Genomic DNA, 19430 nt, shown 5'->3' on the forward strand with positions numbered 1-19430 from the left:
CAATAACTACAACTTGTTGGGCACGAAAGTATTGATGATGTTTTCGTTGTAAAACAACTGACTTAACCATGGTCTAGCACAAAGCCCACAGCAATTACAACTTGTGGGCACGAAAACATTGATGATGTTTTCGTTGGAAAAATAACTGACTTAGCCATGGTTTAGCGCAAAACCAACAGTAATTAAAACTTGTTGGGTATGAAGCTATTGATAATACTTTCGTTGGAAAAACTAACTGATTTAGCACCAAGCCGACAGTAATTGAAACTTGTTGGCGATAAAGATATTGATCTTTCGTGGGAAAAACTAACTGATTTAGTCCAAAGCCAACATTAATAAACAAATTAACAATTGTGAAATAAATTCGCAGTTGAGCAGGCAGAGAGATGACACAAGAAAATATTACGCTCAATAAAATTAACGAACATAAATCAGTGCTAGGGCAAGAGAGTGCTGAGCATGAATTGGTCGCTGACTTTACTACGGAAAACAAACTAGCTAAACATGCTATTCAAGTGCACAAATTTGGTGGCAGTTCTTTAGCCACGGGAAAATGTATTAAACGTGTTGTTGAAATCATTCGTAAGAATTGTCAGTTGAACGATATTGTCGTGGTATCAGCTAATGGTAAAAATACCGATAGTTTATTTGCAATTTATGCTCTGGTCGAACAATCAATCACTGCACAAGCTTCGCAAACAAGTGATGAGTTAACGCAAGCCATCACTGATTTAGCGGAAAAACAAGCGCAATTAATTACTGAGATATTAAATACCAATAATACTAAACAATTATTACTACTTTTAAGTAAAGATATAGCACAATTAACTAGCTGGCTAGCAGGTGATATTGTTCAGCATCACAATGATATTTTAGCCTTCGGTGAAGTGTGGTCAGCAAGGTTACTATCAGCGTTACTTAATGAGCAAGTTTGTCCAAGTAATAGCATAGATGCTCGTGATTTTCTCGTTATTGATAATGATCAAAACTGTGTCGTTGATACCGCGATAAGCGCAGCGCAATTAAGAAAAAGACGTCAGTTTGGTAAGTTAGCCGTCATTACGGGTTATATCAGTAAAGATGCGCGTGGCAATAGCTGCACCTTGGGTCGAAATGGCAGTGATTACTCTGCTACTATTATTGCTGCTTTAGTCGCTGCCGGTAATGTAACTTTATGGACCGATGTTGATGGTATTTATAGTGCCGATCCTCGTGTAGTGCCTAACGCCAGGAAACTACATCGCTTACCTAATGGTATTGCCAAGGAATTAGGCCGTTTAGGTAATCCTGTTTTGCATGCCAAAACATTATTGCCCTTGATTAATCCACACAGTGAACATCATACCCATTTACATGTGGCCAGTAGTTTTGATCCAGAAGTTATCGGCACTGAAATTGGTAAATTTGGTCAAATAGCCAAACAAGAATTATCGGTAACTTATCTTAATGATTTATTGCTGGCACAATCAGTGAGTTTTATCGGTGAGGCTGGTGCCAAGGCGCATGCAGAATTTTCACCTATTTGTATGGATGACAAAGAAGGCTTTATGGTCATCACCCAAACACAACAAAAAGCATTAAGTCAGTGGTTGGCTAGTCATGATGTTGAGGTTAGCTTTAAGCCAGTTGCTATTATTGCCACCGTGGGTCATAAAGTAGCAGAGCGTGGCGATATTAAAGCTCGTTTTAAACGTTCTTTAAAAACAGCCAAACCATTAAATATCGTTGGCAGTGATAATAAGCATAGTGTCATTGCTATTCTGCCAGAGGCTTGTTCGATTGAATTATTGAATACTGTCCACCATGAAATGACCAAAGATGCTCGCCATATAGGTCTAGTTGTTGCGGGAATGGGCAATATAGGTCAACGTTTTTTAGAATTATTACCCGCGCAACTTAATAAAGTATATGCCTTAGAAAATTTGCACCTAGTCGGCTTACTTTCCTCGAAAAAAGCATTAATCAACAATGATGGTATTGATGTAAACCAAGCAACGTCATTATTTGTTCAAGACGCACAAACTTATGACACGGAACAGCTTATTTCTTGGCTGAGCCATCATCCATACGATGATTTAATTGTTGTTGATATCACCCCAAGTGAAGATTTTAGCTTATTGTATGAGCAAATATTTGCTTTAGGTATTCATGTGATAGGCGCTAATAAATGGGCAGCGTCAAGCAGCACTGAGCATTATAATAATTTAGTAAATACCGCGGATAGTAATAATAGCTTGTGGCTAGGCAACACCACAGTAGGTGCAGGTTTACCGATAAACTATGCCATTGATGATTTACGTCAAAGTGGCGATAGCATAAGTGAGTTATCCGGAATTTTTTCAGGGACACTTTCTTGGTTATTTGAAACTTTTGATGGCAGTTCTAAATTCTCAGAGCTGTTATTAAATGCCTTAGCACAAGGTATTACCGAACCTGATCCTCGTGAAGATTTATCAGGCAGAGACGTACAACGTAAATTATTAATCTTAGCGCGTAAAGCGGGTTTTGAGTTGGCGTTAGAAGATATAGACTGTCAAAACTTAGTACCAGAAGCATTGCAATCATTATCAACTAGTGACTTTTTAGCCAGAGTTGATGAATTAGATGACTACTTTGCCACAGCGTTAAGGGAGGCAAATAATAAAGGTGCTTGTATCCGTTATGTTGCCCGTTTTAAGTATAACGAAACCACAGGTATTAGTGCAAAAGTTAGTTTAGAGGTATTGCCACAAAGTGATGCTTTTGCCAACTTAACCCCTTGTGACAACATTTTTCAAATCAATAGCAACTGGTATAAAGATAATCCATTAATCATACGTGGACCAGGAGCTGGGCGAGATGTTACTGCCGGCGGTTTACATTCTGATCTTGTTAATATTTGTCAGCAACTTACTCACAAACACACTCAAGTCAAAATTAAAGGCATGAATTAATCAGTTCTAGCCACGTCAGTAGCATCACTCAATAGTAATCTGAGTGAAATTGGCCATGGTAACCAGTCTCAGGTGTTTTTCCGCCTAATAGGTTGGCAATGGCAACAAGCTATTGCCTTAGTGCAGTTAAAAAGATACTGGCTGATTCGCCGCGCCAGTATCTAACCTGTAAGCTATGGGGTAAAAACATGACCGTGCAAAGGTGAATAACGGCCACTTTTATAGCCTAAATCGGGCCAATTTAACTTATGCCTAGTTTCATGCTTTAGCTATACTCGGCAATAATAATCACGTTTACTTTGATAAATAAATTGAACCCAGCCAATATTTTCTTGCTGTTCAAGGTAACTGCTCTTGTGTAACTATTGCATTTGGCTATTATTACTAGCATGATAGCTATTATTTATTCTCTTCAGCGATGCAATGGCTAAAGAATCCCTTCACCAAACACATTACACCCGACAAATTCATCATTTGTTAGCACAAGTCTACGGGCGCAGTAGCGTTAAAGATTCTTTGTTAGATCGCGCTATCGACTACTTTACCCACGAAGAATTTCGACCTTCCGATGAGAAAACATCACCGGAAGAATCACAACTAGCTCAAATGGAGCGTACAGAACGCCACTCTAGTTTACTGTCTCTTGCCCTCACTATTCTTGAGTTAGCGGAAGGGGACAATTACGCTGAAAGTAACCGAAAATCAGCACAGTTTCTTGGTACCATTCAATTAATTAGCCCTAGTGAAGGTAAACGTATTGCCATTTTTCATGAACAGAGCAAGTCAATTTATAAAGCGGTATTATGTTTACGTTTACTCGACCATATAATTCTTGATGGCAAGATGGTCGAACCTTATATCACTACATTTCTCAGGGACATTTGCCCGGCACAATATAGGGATTTTGCCTCTCATAACAATGCCGGTCACCAGCGTTTTGCCGAGCAGGTAAAAATCCCACTGATTATGGCCGCACTATTGCAAGATGTGGGTAACTACCACCCTAAATCCCAAGCCATACTTCTGGGTAGTGATGGCAAACAAGACCCTTTTCGTATCCTTGAAATTGCAGAACGAAAAGAACTACTGCAAATTAATTACCGTGCAACAGTTAAATACCTGAGTGAAGGTATTGGCATACCCACTTTTGTCGGTAATACCAAGGCAGAGCGTGAGCAGTTTATTACCGATGAGCAGGACAAATTGTCCTTTATCAAGTTGCTATTAAAAACCAGTGTTAATCCTAAAAACACTATTGGTAATATCTTAAAAGTACCACAAATTTATACCTCAATAATTTTATCGACTAAGGCCAGTTATAATTACAAGTTGTTGCCGAAAGTCTTTCAAGTACTAAATAAAAATGCTGAAATTGGTGCCTGTGCACAAAATGTCGTTGATGCCTTATATAAAATTACCGGCATGTTCCCACAAGGATTTGGTATTGTTTATATGCCCTTTGGGGAGTTTGGTGAAAAAGGCGGCTGCTATGAATATGCTATTGTAAATAGCCTTTACCCTGAAAAGGCAGAGCAACCTATTTGTCGAATGGCAACACGTAAACTTACTTTTATCGGTTATGGCCAAAATACAATTATCAAAAATAACAGTAATCTTTATTTCACTCAAACGGCAAAGAAATTAGCAACCTTGAGTAAAGATAGGTTGAATGAAATCCTAGAGTTATTAAGTTCAAACTGTCAGGAACGTAAGCAGTTAGACCTATTACCTCGCTGTTGGCATGCAAATGAATTTTTCTCGCTAAAAACCAATCAAAACTTGTGGAATAAAGTTGATTCATAGGATGCCATCATAAGATGGTAACGGCCTATTTTTTCAAAAGGAAGTGAAGGAATGACCAAGCAAGTAAAAAGTAAACGTATCGCCGCACTTTGAATGGCATCGAAATTTCAAAGTGACACCACTAGATTCTTTTTTCTTGAAACACCTATGGGGGGAGAAACTGAAAAAAGGCAGTCATAGTAAAGTTATGACTGCCTTTTTCTTATCTATAAGTATCACTTTTGCGCTGATATGATGGCTAAAGGCTATAAACAGTAGTGCTGGATCATTCTGGTTAGTAATCTTTCAGTTTTGTCGACTTCACTATGAGCCAAAAATTCATTCGGCTGATGAGCTTGCTCAATAGAGCCAGGGCCAAGCACTATAGTTTGACAGCCGAGTTGCTGAATATAGGGGGCTTCGGTGGCGTAATTCACCGCACAACAACTATGACCACTAATCTCTTCGGCAATATCAATCAGTGTACTGGGTTTTTCTTGCTTAAAACTGGGTGAACTCGGGTGCATTTCGGCAAAAGAGATACGACCGGGATAGAGTTCAGCCAAAGGTTTGAGCGCCTCGCTTAAGCAGTGAATCAATTCGTCATCACTCATGCCCGGCAACGAGCGTAAATCAATATCTAAATGACAATGACCACAAATCCTATTGGCATTATCACCGCCAGCAATAGCGCCTAAGTTTAAGGTTGGTGCTGGTACATCAAAGGCCTTATTTTCGTAATTTAGTTGAAAATTTTCTTTTAATTCGATTAACTGACCAATGACTTTATGCATAATTTCTATGGCATTAACACCCAAATTGGGCTGACTTGAATGACCAGACTTGCCTTCAACACTAATCCGGTGCGACATGTGACCTTTATGCATAACCACGGGTACTAAATTGGTGGGCTCGCCAATAATGGCAACATCAGGTTTTATCGCTTGGCTCTTGGCAAAAAATCGGGCGCCAGCCATAGTGGTTTCTTCATCAGCAGTAGCCAGAATATATAAGGGCTTTTTCAGCTGAGCAGCGCTTAAGTTTTTACATACTTGTAAAATAAAGGCGAAGAAACCTTTCATATCACAAGTGCCTAAACCAAAAAACTTATCATCTTTAACAATTACCTTGTGTGGGTCTGATTGCCATTGGTTTTCATCAAAGGGCACAGTGTCACTATGGCCGGCTAATAATAGACCACCTTCGCCACTACCTAACTTAGCAAGTAAGTTGAATTTATTGCTGGTCTCAGGTACTGCTTGAATTTCAATAGTAAAACCAAGTTGCTCAAACCAGGTGGCTAAGAGTTGGATGACCTCTTTATTACCCTGATCCCAACTGGGTTGGGTGGAGCTGATAGAAGAACAAGCGATTAACTGGCTTAAACTTTGGCTGAAATTAGGCAGCTTTGTCATAAATAACCTATAAATTGGAATGATTACTTAAATAGTTATGCTGTTTGTTTGCATAACTACCCACGAGGTGTTACTTTAGTAATACAGTGTAAATAACCTGCTTTGATAAGGCTACTTCAAAAATGACAACGGCTATACCAGATTCGAATAACAGTATGCAAAAAGTGGCGATTATTGGCGCCAGCGGCTATGCAGGTGCAGAGCTTGTTGGTTTATTAGGCAAGCATAAGCGAGCACAAATTTGTCATCTAGTTGTTTCTGAAAATAGCAGTTCAGAAGGAAAGTTATTTAGTGAATTACATGGTCGTTTTCAAGGGGTATGTGATTTACCATTGCAAGCATTCTCGCCAGCATGGTTTGATAACAATGCGGCTGATTTAGATGTAGTGTTTTTTGCCACTCCCCATGAATTCAGTGCTAAATGGGCGCAAGCCTTTGTTGATGCCGGTGTTAAAGTTTTTGATCTTTCCGGTGGTTTTAGATTAAAAGACGCCAATGATTACCCCAAATACTATGGTTTTGAACATGCCAATATCGATGCTTTAGCTACGGCTAAATATGGTTTAGCTGAATGGCAGCAAGATGATATTGCTAAGACAAATTTAGTGGCTGTGCCGGGCTGTTACCCAACGGCAAGTTTGCTTTGTTTAAAACCTCTCACTGTAAACAATTTAGTGGTAGAAAATTCATTGGTGGTCGTTAATGGTATAAGTGGTGTTAGTGGTGCCGGACGAAGTGCCTCGCTAGCGACTAATTTTAACGAGGTAAGCCTAAAAGCTTATAACGTATTACAGCATAGGCATCAGCCTGAGATCTCACAAGAAGCCGCAATAGACGTGGTGTTTATCCCTCACTTAGCGCCTTATAAAAGAGGACTTTTAGCAACCGTAACCTTGCAAGTTAAGGATGGCGTTACCAATGCTCAAATAAAACAAGCTTTTGCACAGGCTTATAGTGATACACCTTTAGTCAGGTTAGTGGCAAGTTGGCCAGAAATTGGCAACGTCGCTTATACACCATTTGCTGATGTGCACTGGCAGTTTGATGAAGACAAGCAGGTTGTAGTGGTAAGTTGTGCCATTGATAACTTACTTAAAGGCGCAGCTTCGCAAGCCGTACAATGTTTTAATATTTCACTTGGCTTGGTCAGTGAGTATTCGTTAATCAATACTTAGAAAAAGAACGTATTAAGGTATAGCAAGGAATAAAAATGAACAACCCTGAACTAAAACCATTAGTCATTAAAATTGGCGGTGCCATTCTTGAAAAAGAATCCGCACTCAGTGCTTTATTCAGTGCCATTGCGCAGTTGAAAAACAAACAAGTGGTTTTGGTTCATGGTGGTGGCTGTGTGGTTGATGAAATGTTAGCACAAGCGGGCTTTACTACCGAGAAAATACAGGGCTTGCGGGTTACGCCAAAAGAACAAATAGCCTTAATAAGTGGCGTCCTGGCCGGTACGGTTAATAAAGCTATTGTCGCTACCGCGAATAGTATGGGTTTAGCGGCGGTGGGTTTATCGTTAAATGATGGCGATATGATCTCTTGTACGTTATCCCGGCAAAATTTAGGTCAAGTGGGTGTGCCACAAAGTAATAACAGTAAGTTATTAGACACCTTATTAAAAACTAATTTCCTACCGGTAATTTCTTCCATTGGTGCGCTAGATAATGGTGACTTAGTGAATGTTAATGCCGATGATGCGGCGGTCGCTATTTGTCAGCTGCTTAATGCCGAACTTTTGTTACTCACCGACGTGAATGGTGTTAAAGGCGCAGATGGTCAGTATTTAGCGTCACTTAACGCTGAACAAGCTCAACAGCTAATTAAGCAAGGGGTTATTGCTGGTGGTATGACGGCAAAAGTAAATGCTGCCTTGTATGCCGCACAACAATTACGACGAAGTATCGCGGTTGCCAGCTGGCAATCGCCGGAGCAAATTAGCCAGTTACTTGATGGTGTTGGTGTTGGCACACAAATACAGCCAAATTAATCCTTAACAGGACCTCAGCCAAGAGCGCCATTAATGAGCCTACTATCAATTAGTCAAAATGGAATATTGAGAGAAAAACCTTATGTCGACCACTAACGTATTACCACCACTAAGCAATTTTTTAGCGGATGATCAGTTCAGCAAAGCGCAATTATTAGCCTTAATCGACTTAGCGATTAATATTAAAAAACACCCGGCGGACTATAGCCAAGCGCTGGCGGGAAAATCAGTGGCGATGATTTTTGAAAAACCTTCTTTAAGAACACATGTTAGCTTTGACATGGGTATCAATAAATTAGGAGGTCATGCGTTGTACTTAGGTCAACAAAATGGCAAGTTGGGTGAACGTGAGCGGGTTAGTGATTACGCAAAAAATTTATCTTGCTTTGCTGATGTCATTGTTGCCCGTGTCTTTAGCCATAAGTCTATTCAAGTTTTAGCGGAGCACGCCAGTATTCCGGTGATTAATGCTTTGTGTGACGTTTATCACCCGTGCCAGGCATTGGCTGATTTTGTCACTTTATCAGAAAACTTCCCAGATTTAAGCCAGGTAAAATTAGCCTATGTTGGTGATGGTAATAATGTTTCTAATTCATTAATGCTTATGGCGGCTATTTTAGCGGTAGATTTTACCTTGCTCTGTCCTGAAGGTCATGAGCCACAAGCAGATATCATTGAAAAAACCAAGCAACTTGCCCAAGAGTCAGGCAGTAAATTTAGCCTTACCAATGATATTGACGCCATTGGTAAACAAGATGTCATTTATACCGATACTTGGATATCTATGGGTGATGAAGATGCTAATAACAAAGCTGAAATTCTCGCTAAATTTGCCCCGTATCAAGTTAATCACGCTTTGATGGCGAAAGCACAAGCTAATATGCTATTGCATTGTCAGCCAGCGCATTTGGAAGAAGAAATAACTACCGAGTTATTCGATAGTGAATTATCGAAAGTATTCCAGCAAGCGGAAAATAGAATGTGGGCACAGAATGCCGTGTTAGTAACATTGCTTGCTCATTAATAACGAAATAATTGAGACTAAGTTAGTCATAATACTAACGAGTACATCTAAAAATTTAAGAGAGAATAAAAATGGCTTTAGCAAAGAAAAAAATTAAAAAAGTAGTATTAGCGTATTCTGGTGGCTTAGATACCTCGGCTATCATTCCGTGGTTAAAAGAGAACTATGAAGGTTGTGAAGTTATCGCTTTTTGTGCCGATGTTGGTCAAGGTGATGAAGAGCTTGAGGGCGTAAAAGAAAAAGCCCTAGCCTCAGGCGCATCAGCATGTTATATAGTTGATCTTAAAGAAGAATACGTAAAAGAATATATCTACCCAATTTTAAAAACTGGCTCAGTGTACGAAGGCCAATATTTATTAGGTACGTCAATGGCGCGTCCTATTATTGCTAAAGCACACGTAGAGATTGCGCTTAAAGTTGGTGCTGATGCCCTTTGTCATGGTTGTACCGGTAAAGGTAATGACCAAGTGCGTTTTGAGTCTTGTTTTGCCGCCCTAGCGCCAGAATTAACGGTAATTGCGCCGTGGCGTGAGTGGGATATGGTTTCTCGTGAAGACCTACTTGATTACTTAGCTGAGCGTGATATCCCCTGTTCAGCGTCATTAACTAAAATCTATAGTCGTGATGCTAATGCTTGGCATATCTCTCATGAAGGCGGTGAGTTAGAAGACCCATGGTGTGAGCCATCAAAAGAAGTATGGACCATGACGGTTGATCCAATGGATGCGCCTGATGTGCCAGAAAAAGTGCAATTAAGTTTTATTGCAGGTGAACTAGTTGCTATTGATGGTAAAGACTTCTCTGGTAGTGAAAAGGGTGCTGGCGCTTATGATGCATTAATGTATCTAAATGATAAAGGCGCGGCACACGGTGTTGGTCGAATTGATATTGTTGAAAACCGTTTAGTGGGTATGAAGTCTCGTGGTTGTTATGAAACACCCGGTGGCACCATTTTAATGGCGGCATATAAAGGCTTAGAAACACTTATTCTCGATAAAGAGTCACTTAAATATCGCGAATCAATTGGTCTTGAATTTTCACATGTTATTTATGATGGTCGTTGGTTTACACCACTGGCTAAAGCGCAACTTGCCTCTGCGGCATCTTTTGCTGAAAAATTAACCGGTGATGTCGTGGTTAAGTTATATAAGGGTATGGCGCAAGTGATTCAACGTCGTTCACCAAATAGTTTGTACTCAGAAGCGTTTGCAACTTTTGGTGCTGATGATGTTTACGATCAAAAACATGCCGAAGGTTTTATCCGTTTGTTCAGTTTATCAAGCAGAATTACCGCGCTAAGCCAAAATGGCAGCTTAAAAGATCTGGAGAAGTAGTTATGGCGTTATGGGGTGGAAGATTTAAAGGCAAGGCGAGTTTACAATTTAAGAAATTTAATGACTCACTGCCGATAGATTATCGTATGGCGGTACAAGATATTGTCGGCTCAATCGCTTGGGCGCAAGCGATTCATGAAGTGGGTGTATTAAACGATGACGAATTAGTCCGTTTAACGGCTGCACTGGAAGAGTTAAAAGCCTCTGTTGAAGAAAACCCTAAGCAAATTTTGTTATCTGATGCCGAAGATATTCATAGCTGGGTAGAAATTCAGTTAATTGAAAAAACCGGTGATTTAGGTAAAAAACTCCATACTGGTCGTAGTCGTAACGACCAAGTCGCAACCGATTTAAAACTTTGGTGTAAAGAAACTGGCGGTGATTTATTATTTGCCTTAGTGAACTTACAACAAGCGATGATGAATTTGGCTGAGCGTGAAAAAGATACCGTGCTACCGGGTTATACCCACTTACAAAGAGCACAGCCTATTACTTTCGGTCATTGGTGTTTAGCCTATGTAGAAATGTTTGATCGTGATATCGGTCGTTTAAAAGATGCGCTTTATCGGTTAGATGTTTCGCCGCTTGGCTCTGGCGCCTTAGCAGGTACCGCCTACCCCATTGACAGAAAGGCATTGGCGAATCGTTTAGGTTTTAGAACGGCAACCCTAAACAGCCTTGATGCTGTTTCTGATAGAGACCATGTTATTGAATTATTGGCCTCAGCCAGTATTTCTATGATGCATTTATCACGTTTTGCCGAAGATTTAATTTTCTACAATTCAGGTGAAGCGGGCTTTGTTGAAATGAGCGACTTAGTTAGCTCTGGCTCGTCGTTAATGCCACAGAAGAAAAATCCGGATGCTTGTGAATTAATTCGTGGTAAAGCCGGGCGTGTTTTTGGTGCTTTAACAGGCATGTTGACCACCATGAAAGCCTTAGCGCTGGCCTATAACAAAGATATGCAGGAAGACAAAGAAGGTTTATTTGATGCGTTAGATACTTGGCAAGAATGTATGGAAATGGCGGTATTAGTGGCGGATGGCTTAAAGGTCAATCGTTCACGTACCCTTGCCGCGGCACAACAAGGTTATGCCAACGCCACTGAACTGGCTGATTATTTAGTCGGCAAAGATATCCCGTTCCGCGAAGCGCACCATATTGTTGGTGAAGTCGTACTCGCCGCTATCGATAAAGCTGTGCCGTTAGAAGATTTAACCATCACGCAACTGCAAGCGTTCAGTGATAAAATTGAGCAAGATGTCTATCAACACCTTACCATTGAATCGACCCTTAATAAGCGTGAAGCACTGGGCGGTACTTCCCGTTCACAAGTTGAAAAAGCGTTAGCGACAACACAGTCTGGTAATGAAGCTATTTTGAACGAGCAAGTCGTCGGTGCACCAGGTAAGCAAAGAATTCAAGTGGCGCTTAAGCAAGTGAAGCAACGTTTAAATGCCCAACGTGCTGCAGCTATGTCAGTTCGTCGAGCAAAAATGTCTGATGTTGATAGTATTCATCAACTGGTAAATTTTTGGGCCGATAAAGGGGAGATTCTGCCACGTAGTCGTGACAATATAATTCACGATATTCAGAATTTTGTTGTCGCCGAACTTGAGGGTAAAGTTGTTGGTACCGCCTCTCTCTATATCTATCAAACCGGTCTTGCTGAGATTCGCTCAGTTGTGGTGGACGAAAGTGCTCAGCAGAAAGGGCAAGGTGAAGCGCTGGTTCAGTACTTGCTAGAGTTCGCCCATCAAATGGAATTAGCAAAAATTATTGTGTTAACTTATATTCCGCAATATTTTGAACAACTTGGTTTTAATTTAATTGATAAAAACTCCCTCGCAGAAAATATTATTGAAGACAGTGAACCTAGTCCACATAAAGATCCTGCGGATGAAGTGGCGATGGCATATATACTCAACCAGCCTTAAACGGAAGATTTCAATGAGTATAATGTTGCTGAAAGTAAGTCGGATTTTAGTGATAAAACTAAGCAAATAAAGAATGGAAAACATGAATAATAGTGATCAGAATTACGTAAAATGGTTCAGAAACGCCGCGCCCTATATTAATGCCCATCGCGGAAAAACAGTGGTCTTGATGTTTGGTGGTGAAGCCGTCACGCACGCTAATTTTTCTAATATTATTCATGATATTTCGTTATTACGTAGCTTAGGGGTGAAATTGGTGGTGGTGCATGGCGCGCGGCCACAAATTGAAGACCGTATGAAGCAACGGGGCCTTGCCGGCAAGGTGGTCAATAATATTAGGGTAACGGATGCGCAAACGTTAGTTGCCGTTAAAGACGCTACCGGTTCATTACGTCTGCACATTGAAGCCTTACTCTCCACTGGTATCGTTAATTCACCTATGCACGGCTCACAAATTAGGGTCAGTACGGGTAATTTTGTTATAGCGAAGCCTATGGGTGTTCGTCATGGTATAGATTATAAATTCACTGGTAGTGTCAGACGCATAGATTCTGACGGTATTAACATGCAATTGGATTATGGTTCCATAGTATTGTTGTCACCGATTGGTTATTCACCGACAGGTGAAGTTTTTAATCTTGCGTTAGAAGATGTCGCCACACAAACCGCTATTGCACTGCAAGCTGATAAGCTTATAGCCTTTACTGAAGATGAAGGGCTTATTGATAAATCAGGCCAGTTAATTCGCAGTTGTAGTGTCCGTACAGTGAAAACGCTGTTGGATGACAATGACTGCCATGTTCGTCAATTATTGCTGCGCTCCATTATTGAGAGTAGTGAAAATGGCGTTGAACGTTGTCATTGTGTCAGTTATCAAAGTGACAGTGCCTTGTTGCAGGAGCTATTTACCCGTGATGGTGCCGGTACTTTGATTGCCAAAGATCATAAAGAATTAATTTCTACCGCCACTATTGATGATGTCGCCGGAATTTTAGAATTGATACAACCGCTGGAGGAAGAGGGCGTGTTAGTTAAACGCTCTCGTGAACTGCTCGAGATGGAAATAGAGTGTTTCATGGTGCTTAAAAAAGAAGATGTCATTATCGCATGCGCTGCTTTATATCCTTATCCAGAAGCTGAAACAGGTGAAGTTGCTTGTGTTGTTATTGACCCCGATTATCGAAATGGTAACCGTGGCGAAAGAATTATTAATGCTGTAGAGCTGAGTGCTAAGAAGAAAGGTTTAACATCACTATTTTTATTAACCACTGTGAGTGGTCATTGGTTTAGAGAGCAAGGTTTTATCGAAACATCTCTAGAAAGGTTGCCTGAAGGAAAAAAACAAATGTATAATTTTCAGCGTAATTCGCAAGTCTTTATCAAAAATATATAATTGACTAAGCTATTAAAAGTATTGCTATAGAGCCTCACTAAAGCCAATGCAAAAATCAAAATTAAAGCAGCTAACCTTTTAAGTTAGCTGCTTTTTTATTATTTCAACAGGGAATACGGTTGCTCTTTTAGGATTAGAACAACTCTTCTTCCTCTTCTTTTTGCGTACCGCCAGATAATATTCCGCTAATATTATCTGCAGTGACATAGTCAGTGGGTACATGTCCTAGACGGAAATACTCAAATTGACTTGTTCTATCAGTTTTAGTGGTTAATTTTCCGGTTGCTTTATCAATACGTACTGAAACTATATCAACAGGTGGCTCAAAGGCTTCAACTTCAATATCTGCTAAGGCAATGCGCATAAATTCAATCCAAGCAGGTTGTGCTGATTTAGCCCCGAACTCTTTACCCGTGGTTTGATTCTTGCCTAAATTATTATTATAAATTGTTTGGCCTAGGATATGACGGGGATCATCAAAGCCTATCCATGAGGTAGTTATTAAACGCCGACTAAAACCAGAAAACCAAGCATCTTTTGCTTCGTTAGTAGTACCCGTTTTACCGGCAATATCACGGCGTTTCAACGTTCTAGCGCGCCAGCCAGTTCCTTGCCAACCAGGTTTTACCGACCAATCTGCATCCCAAATAGCACTATTAAGCGCTTGGGTAATTAAAAAGGCATTTTGTGGGCTGATAATGCGAGTCGCTTGTTTTATGGCAAGTGCAGGCGTTTCTTCTGTAAACAGGTTAATGCTAGCCAATAAATTTAATTCCTGTTCTGATTTGTCTAAATCATTTGCTTGCAGGCAAGGGTCACAAGCTAAGGCAGGATTAGCCTGATAAATAATTTCTCCGTCACTGTTCTCTATCCGTTCAATTAAATAAGGCTCAATTAAAAAACCACCATTGGCAAAAGTGGCAAAGCCAGTAGCAACTTCTAAAGGTGTTAATGAGGCAGAGCCAAGTGCTAAGGTTTCATTGCGAGGTAAGTCGTTTGCATTAAAACCGAAAGCAGTTAAATGCTTGATGGTATTGTTAACACCAATACTTTTTAGTAAGCGCACTGCTATTACATTTTTTGATTGCGCTAAAGCTAAACGAACTCTTAACAGACCCGCATAAGTTTCTGGGGAGTTTCTGGGGCGCCAGACTACACCTGAGCTTCTATCCCACTGATTTATCGGCGCATCGTTTACCAATGATGCCAGGGTAAAACCGTGTTCAAGGGCGGCAGAATAGATAAATGGCTTAATGTTTGAGCCTACTTGACGCTTTGCTTGGGTAACACGGTTAAACTGACTTTGTTTGAAACTAAAACCGCCTACCGCTGCTTTAATTGCGCCATCATCTGGAGATAATGACACTATGGCGGCACTTGCTGTTGGCAGTTGTCCTAAATGGTAGCTACTGTCAGGCATTTTACTGACTAAAATAATATCACCATAGTGGAGAATATCGCTTGCTACTTTGGGTGGTCGGCCTTGTTTTTGATCATTAATATAAGGTCGTGCCCAGGCTAATCCAGACCAGTTAATGGTCGCAGTTACTTCGTTACGTAACTGGATATCAACAGATTTTTCTGCAACGGCGGTAACTACCGCAGGTACCAGCATTTGATAATAATTACTTTGAGCAAGGGCAGTGATAATTTCATCTTGGGTTAATAAAGGGGCTTGTTGAACGGAAAGTTTATTGGTTTTTTTCACTTGCTTTGGTCTAAGGGAATTTAAAGGACCGCGAAATCCGTGGCGCTGATCATAGTTCAATAAATTATTCACTAAGGCTTGCTGGGCAGCCGTTTGAAGTTTTGCCGTAACCGTAGTGAAAACTTTATAACCTTCAGTATATGCTTTTTCTTTGCCGTAGCGTTTAAGTACTTCTTGGTGAGCCATTTCAGCAACATAAGGGGCATTAAGTTCTATTTCAGCACCATGCTTCTTACCCGTTATCGGTGCGGTTTTAGCATGTTGGTATTCTTGGTCGGTAATATAACCACTGATAAGCATACGTTGTAAAACCACGGCGCGACGGGCTTTAGCGCGTTGCGGCGAACGAATAGGATTTAATGTAGAGGGCGCTTTAGGTAGACCTGCCAGCACGGCAATCTGAGCAAGGGTAAGTTCGTTAATCTCTTTACCGTAATAAACTTGTGCTGCTGCACCAAAACCAAAGGCTCGATGACCCAGCTCAATCTTATTGATGTATAGCATTAATATCTCATTTTTACTGAGCAAGTTTTCAATGTGGAAGGATAAGAAAATTTCTCGAATTTTTCGAGTATATGTTACTTCTCGAGTGAGGAAAAAATTACGGGCTACCTGCATGGTGATGGTACTTGCACCACCTTTGTCTTGTCCCATTAATTTACCAAGTATTGCGCGGCCCATACCGATGGGGTCGACACCAAAGTGTAAATAAAAGCGGTCATCTTCTGTTGCCAATAGAGCGTCGATAAGTTGTTGTGGTACCTGCTCAAATGTTAAGGGTATGCGTTTCTTTTCACCGAACTGTGAGATTAACAAACCATCTCGACTATAAACTTGCATGGGCGTTTGCCAGTGCAAGTCTTTTAATGAGTCTACACTGGGTAAGTCTGAACGCATTGATAGATATAAACTATAGAAGGCGATAGATATCAAAATGAAGCCTATCAGACTGACTTTTAATAATTTTTTGATTAAAAACACAACAGAAAACCAATAAGTGGATAAATTTGTAAGATAATACTAGTATATCGTGTAAAAGCATGTAATAAATGTATTTATATGTATTTTACATCTAAAATAATACAAAAATAGAATCGTAGGTTGTTATGCTAGACAAACTGTGGAAAAAGAAAAATTCAATGATGGTGGGGATCGATATAGGTTCACATTCGGCCAAAGCGGTATTGTTAAGTCAGGGAAGTGAAGGATTTGTAATAGAGGACTTTGCCATTGAACCCATGCCTCGGGGTTCGGTGGTGGACCGTGAAATTCAAGATATTGAGTCGGTAGGTGCTGTTATTGCTAAACTTAGAAAGAAAATCTCAGCTAAAGCTACCGACGCTGCTGCCGCGGTATCAGGACAAACGGTTATTACCAAAGTTATCTATATGGATGTAGCCTTAACTGAAGAGGAACTTGCTAGCCAAATTGAAATTGAAGCAGACAGTCTTATTCCATTCCCCTTAGATGAAGTCAGTTTAGACTTTGAAACCCTTGATGTTAACGAGTCTGATCCTAGTAAAGTTAATGTTTTACTCAGTGCGGCACGCACTGAGTCCATTGAGGCTCGTGTTGCAGCTCTCGAAGCAGGTGACTTTCAAGCTAAGGTAATCGATGTTGAATCATATGCAGTTGGTCGAGCTTATGATCTTTGTTTAACGCAATTGCCAGAGGATGCTAAAGATAAAGTTGTTGCGATAGTAGATATCGGTTCAACGGTAACGCTTTTTTCTGCTACTGATGCGGGTAAACATATTTATAGCCGTGATCAAATGTTTGGTGGTGAGCAATATACTCGCTCAATTGTTTCATACTATAATAAATCTTTTGAACAAGCTGAAGAGGCTAAAACCACAAATGATTTACCGCCAAATTATACCTTTGAGGTCTTAGCTCCATTCCACACTGTATTAATGCAACAAATACGTCGAGCTATTCAAATGTTTTTGACTATTAGTGGCCAAGAAAAAGTAGATTATTTATTAATTTCTGGTGGCACAGCTGCATTAGAAGGACTTGAAGGTTTACTTACCGAAGAACTGGCTATTCATACCATTATTGCTAACCCCTTTCATGATATGTCAATCAGTGACTCAATCGATCAAGACGAACTTGCTAAGGTCGCTGCTCAATTGATGGTAGCAACTGGCTTAGCTTTAAGGAGTTTTACGCCATGGCACATATAAATCTACTCCCTTGGCGTGAAGCTGCACTCAAGGCACAACAAAAAGAATACTTCAGTATTTTAGCCGTCGTTGGTTTGACCGTATTAGCACTAGTACTTATCATTAATTTTTATTTTCAAGCTCGCATTGATGGACAAAATAGTAAAAATCAGTATCTTAAAAATGAAATTGTCCAACTGGATATTCAAATTGATGAAATAAAAACCCTCAATAATAAAAAAGCATCGTTACAGAAACGAATTGAAGTTGTTGAACAACTACAGCGTAGTCGAAATGTAGGTACGCAAGTACTTGATGAAATAGCAAAGCTTATTCCCAATGGTATTTATATTACTGAAATGGAAAAAAAGGGTAATATTTTACACCTGATCGGAAAAAGTGAATCGAACAACCATTTAGCTAATATGATTCGAGCGGTTGAATTATCTGACTTATTTATTGATGCTACACCCGAGTCGATTACGGCTGACGATGGCTCACCTAAGTTACTTAGCCGCTTTATCATGAAAGTTAAAATAAAGGGCTTAATGGATGATGTTAAAACAAGAAAGGGAGGCAAATAATGAAGTTTGATGCATCCCAATTTGATAATCTTGAACTTGATAATATTGGTCAGTGGCCTGCTGCAGCCAAGTTATTATTAGCTGTTTTTTTAGCGGTTACCGTCGCAATTTTAGGTTATATGGGCTTAATCAGTGATCAAATTAAGCAACTTGATCGTGCTTTTGCTGAAGAGGTCACCTTAAAACAGTCATACCGAACAAAATATCATGTAGCGGCTAATTTAGATTTGTTCAGAGCACAAATGGTAGAAGCTGAAGATACTTTCGCCATTCAACTTAGAAGCTTACCAAATAGTCATGAAATTCCTGGATTATTAGATGATATAACTTTTGTGGGTACCACCAGTGGTCTTGATTTTGTTAAATTAGAATGGCAACCAGAAATTAGTAAAGAAATATACATTGAATTACCAATAAATATCGAAGTAACCGGCTCGTACCATTCATTTGGTCAATTTGTCAGTAAAATTGCCGGTTTGCCAAGGATTGTAACAGTGCATGATTTTAAAATTAAGATTGATCGAGACGATAAAGATAGCCTAAATTTAAATTTGAAGTTACAAGCTAAAACCTACCGTTATCAACAGGAGGTAGCCAAATGACGACTGATAGTTTAACGGCTAAAACAATAAAAATACTTGGTATTGTATCACTCGCTTTAGTCTCTGGCTGTTTTGATGATACCACGGCAATACAAGCTCATATGGCTCAAGTGAAAGCAACAACAACTAATTACATTGACCCGATGCCCGAGGTACATCCTTTTACTCATATTGCTTATTCAGCCGATGATTTGCGTAGTCCATTTGTATTACCCAGGCCTGAAGCAATACAGCAAAAAATGCAGCAAATGGCGGGCTGTTTAAGTCCTGATACTAACCGCCGAAAACAACCGTTAGAAAAGTATGCTTTAAGTGACTTAACAATGCGCGGCACCTTAGGTGATGCAAGTAAACTCTGGGCTTTATTAGAAGCCTCAGATTTAAGTTTACATCGAGTGGCTGCTGGAAATTACCTAGGCTTATACAATGGTCGTATCACACAAGTGAGTGCAAAAACTGTGAAAATAATTGAATTGGCCCCAGATGGTGCCGGATGTTGGATAGAGCGTGAAACAAAATTAAGTATAGTACAATCTGCAGAGTCAAATAAGTAAAGGAAT

14 protein-coding genes are annotated in these 19430 nt (G+C 40.0%); 12 read left to right on the plus strand and 2 right to left on the minus strand.

Annotated elements, in window-relative coordinates:
* Positions 1–386: 386 nt before the first annotated feature.
* Together metL and ASU03_RS01590 are read left to right on the plus strand one after the other, a co-directional pair.
* Positions 387–2933, plus strand: coding sequence for a bifunctional aspartate kinase/homoserine dehydrogenase II (gene metL / locus ASU03_RS01585; RefSeq protein WP_057830161.1), 2547 nt, complete (start codon positions 387–389; stop codon positions 2931–2933).
* Between the two features lie 423 nt (positions 2934–3356).
* Positions 3357–4736 carry a hypothetical protein gene (locus ASU03_RS01590; protein WP_057830162.1) on the plus strand — a complete coding sequence of 460 codons (1380 nt, stop codon included), beginning with the start codon at positions 3357–3359 and terminating at the stop codon, positions 4734–4736.
* Between the two features lie 245 nt (positions 4737–4981).
* Here ASU03_RS01590 and argE read toward each other — a convergent pair whose 3' ends face one another.
* Positions 4982–6130, minus strand: coding sequence for an acetylornithine deacetylase (gene argE, locus ASU03_RS01595; RefSeq protein WP_057830163.1), 1149 nt, complete (start codon positions 6128–6130; stop codon positions 4982–4984).
* 122 nt (positions 6131–6252) lie between these two features.
* Between argE and argC the strand changes: the two genes are divergently transcribed.
* The 6 genes from argC (at position 6253) to argA (ending at position 13811) form a co-directional block, all read left to right on the plus strand.
* Positions 6253–7305: an N-acetyl-gamma-glutamyl-phosphate reductase gene (gene argC, locus ASU03_RS01600; RefSeq protein WP_082627096.1), complete on the plus strand. Its 1053-nt coding sequence runs from the start codon at positions 6253–6255 to the stop codon at positions 7303–7305.
* 35 nt (positions 7306–7340) lie between these two features.
* Positions 7341–8123 carry an acetylglutamate kinase gene (gene argB, locus ASU03_RS01605; RefSeq protein ID WP_057830164.1) on the plus strand — a complete coding sequence of 261 codons (783 nt, stop codon included), beginning with the start codon at positions 7341–7343 and terminating at the stop codon, positions 8121–8123.
* 82 nt (positions 8124–8205) lie between these two features.
* Positions 8206–9147, plus strand: coding sequence for an ornithine carbamoyltransferase (locus ASU03_RS01610; protein WP_057830165.1), 942 nt, complete (start codon positions 8206–8208; stop codon positions 9145–9147).
* A 71-nt stretch (positions 9148–9218) separates the two neighbouring features.
* Positions 9219–10481 carry an argininosuccinate synthase gene (locus ASU03_RS01615; protein WP_057830166.1) on the plus strand — a complete coding sequence of 421 codons (1263 nt, stop codon included), beginning with the start codon at positions 9219–9221 and terminating at the stop codon, positions 10479–10481.
* Positions 10482–10483: 2 nt separating this feature from the next.
* A complete protein-coding gene (gene argH / locus ASU03_RS01620) occupies positions 10484–12418 on the plus strand; it encodes an argininosuccinate lyase (protein WP_057830167.1) in 1935 nt (644 codons plus the stop codon).
* Between the two features lie 82 nt (positions 12419–12500).
* On the plus strand, positions 12501–13811 hold the full coding sequence (argA, locus tag ASU03_RS01625; RefSeq protein ID WP_057830197.1) for an amino-acid N-acetyltransferase: 1311 nt from the start codon (positions 12501–12503) through the stop codon (positions 13809–13811).
* A gap of 133 nt (positions 13812–13944) precedes the next feature.
* Here argA and ASU03_RS01630 read toward each other — a convergent pair whose 3' ends face one another.
* The gene (locus ASU03_RS01630; RefSeq protein WP_057830168.1) at positions 13945–16500 is read right to left on the minus strand and encodes a penicillin-binding protein 1A; all 2556 of its coding nucleotides are present in this window, start codon (positions 16498–16500) and stop codon (positions 13945–13947) included.
* A 125-nt stretch (positions 16501–16625) separates the two neighbouring features.
* Here ASU03_RS01630 and ASU03_RS01635 point away from each other — a divergent pair, with 125 nt between their 5' ends.
* From ASU03_RS01635 to ASU03_RS01650, 4 genes are read left to right on the plus strand one after another with little or no spacing between them, the layout of a single operon-like run.
* The gene (locus ASU03_RS01635) at positions 16626–17705 is read left to right on the plus strand and encodes a pilus assembly protein PilM (protein ID WP_057830169.1); all 1080 of its coding nucleotides are present in this window, start codon (positions 16626–16628) and stop codon (positions 17703–17705) included.
* Positions 17693–18268: a PilN domain-containing protein gene (locus ASU03_RS01640; RefSeq protein WP_057830170.1), complete on the plus strand. Its 576-nt coding sequence runs from the start codon at positions 17693–17695 to the stop codon at positions 18266–18268. Before ASU03_RS01635 ends, ASU03_RS01640 begins: the two co-directional genes overlap by 13 nt.
* Complete coding sequence (locus ASU03_RS01645) at positions 18268–18870, plus strand: type 4a pilus biogenesis protein PilO (RefSeq protein WP_057830171.1); 603 nt, start codon at positions 18268–18270, stop codon at positions 18868–18870. The genes ASU03_RS01640 and ASU03_RS01645 overlap by 1 nt, the downstream gene beginning before the upstream one ends.
* Positions 18867–19424 carry a pilus assembly protein PilP gene (locus tag ASU03_RS01650; protein ID WP_057830172.1) on the plus strand — a complete coding sequence of 186 codons (558 nt, stop codon included), beginning with the start codon at positions 18867–18869 and terminating at the stop codon, positions 19422–19424. Before ASU03_RS01645 ends, ASU03_RS01650 begins: the two co-directional genes overlap by 4 nt.
* The last annotated feature ends 6 nt before the right edge of the window (positions 19425–19430 follow it).

It is taken from the genome of Colwellia sp. TT2012 (assembly GCF_001440345.1).
Classification (GTDB): Bacteria; Pseudomonadota; Gammaproteobacteria; order Enterobacterales; family Alteromonadaceae; genus Colwellia.

Coding starts and splice junctions, on each gene's coding strand:
- ASU03_RS01615 (WP_057830166.1), top strand. CDS start 9,219: ATGGCTTTAGCAAAGAAAAAAATTAAAAAAGTAGTATTAGCGTATTCT.
- argC (WP_082627096.1), top strand. CDS start 6,253: ATGACAACGGCTATACCAGATTCGAATAACAGTATGCAAAAAGTGGCG.
- metL (WP_057830161.1), top strand. CDS start 387: ATGACACAAGAAAATATTACGCTCAATAAAATTAACGAACATAAATCA.
- ASU03_RS01590 (WP_057830162.1), top strand. CDS start 3,357: ATGGCTAAAGAATCCCTTCACCAAACACATTACACCCGACAAATTCAT.
- ASU03_RS01640 (WP_057830170.1), top strand. CDS start 17,693: ATGGCACATATAAATCTACTCCCTTGGCGTGAAGCTGCACTCAAGGCA.
- ASU03_RS01610 (WP_057830165.1), top strand. CDS start 8,206: ATGTCGACCACTAACGTATTACCACCACTAAGCAATTTTTTAGCGGAT.
- ASU03_RS01635 (WP_057830169.1), top strand. CDS start 16,626: ATGCTAGACAAACTGTGGAAAAAGAAAAATTCAATGATGGTGGGGATC.
- ASU03_RS01650 (WP_057830172.1), top strand. CDS start 18,867: ATGACGACTGATAGTTTAACGGCTAAAACAATAAAAATACTTGGTATT.
- argA (WP_057830197.1), top strand. CDS start 12,501: ATGAATAATAGTGATCAGAATTACGTAAAATGGTTCAGAAACGCCGCG.
- argE (WP_057830163.1), bottom strand. CDS start 6,130: ATGACAAAGCTGCCTAATTTCAGCCAAAGTTTAAGCCAGTTAATCGCT.
- argB (WP_057830164.1), top strand. CDS start 7,341: ATGAACAACCCTGAACTAAAACCATTAGTCATTAAAATTGGCGGTGCC.
- ASU03_RS01645 (WP_057830171.1), top strand. CDS start 18,268: ATGAAGTTTGATGCATCCCAATTTGATAATCTTGAACTTGATAATATT.
- argH (WP_057830167.1), top strand. CDS start 10,484: ATGGCGTTATGGGGTGGAAGATTTAAAGGCAAGGCGAGTTTACAATTT.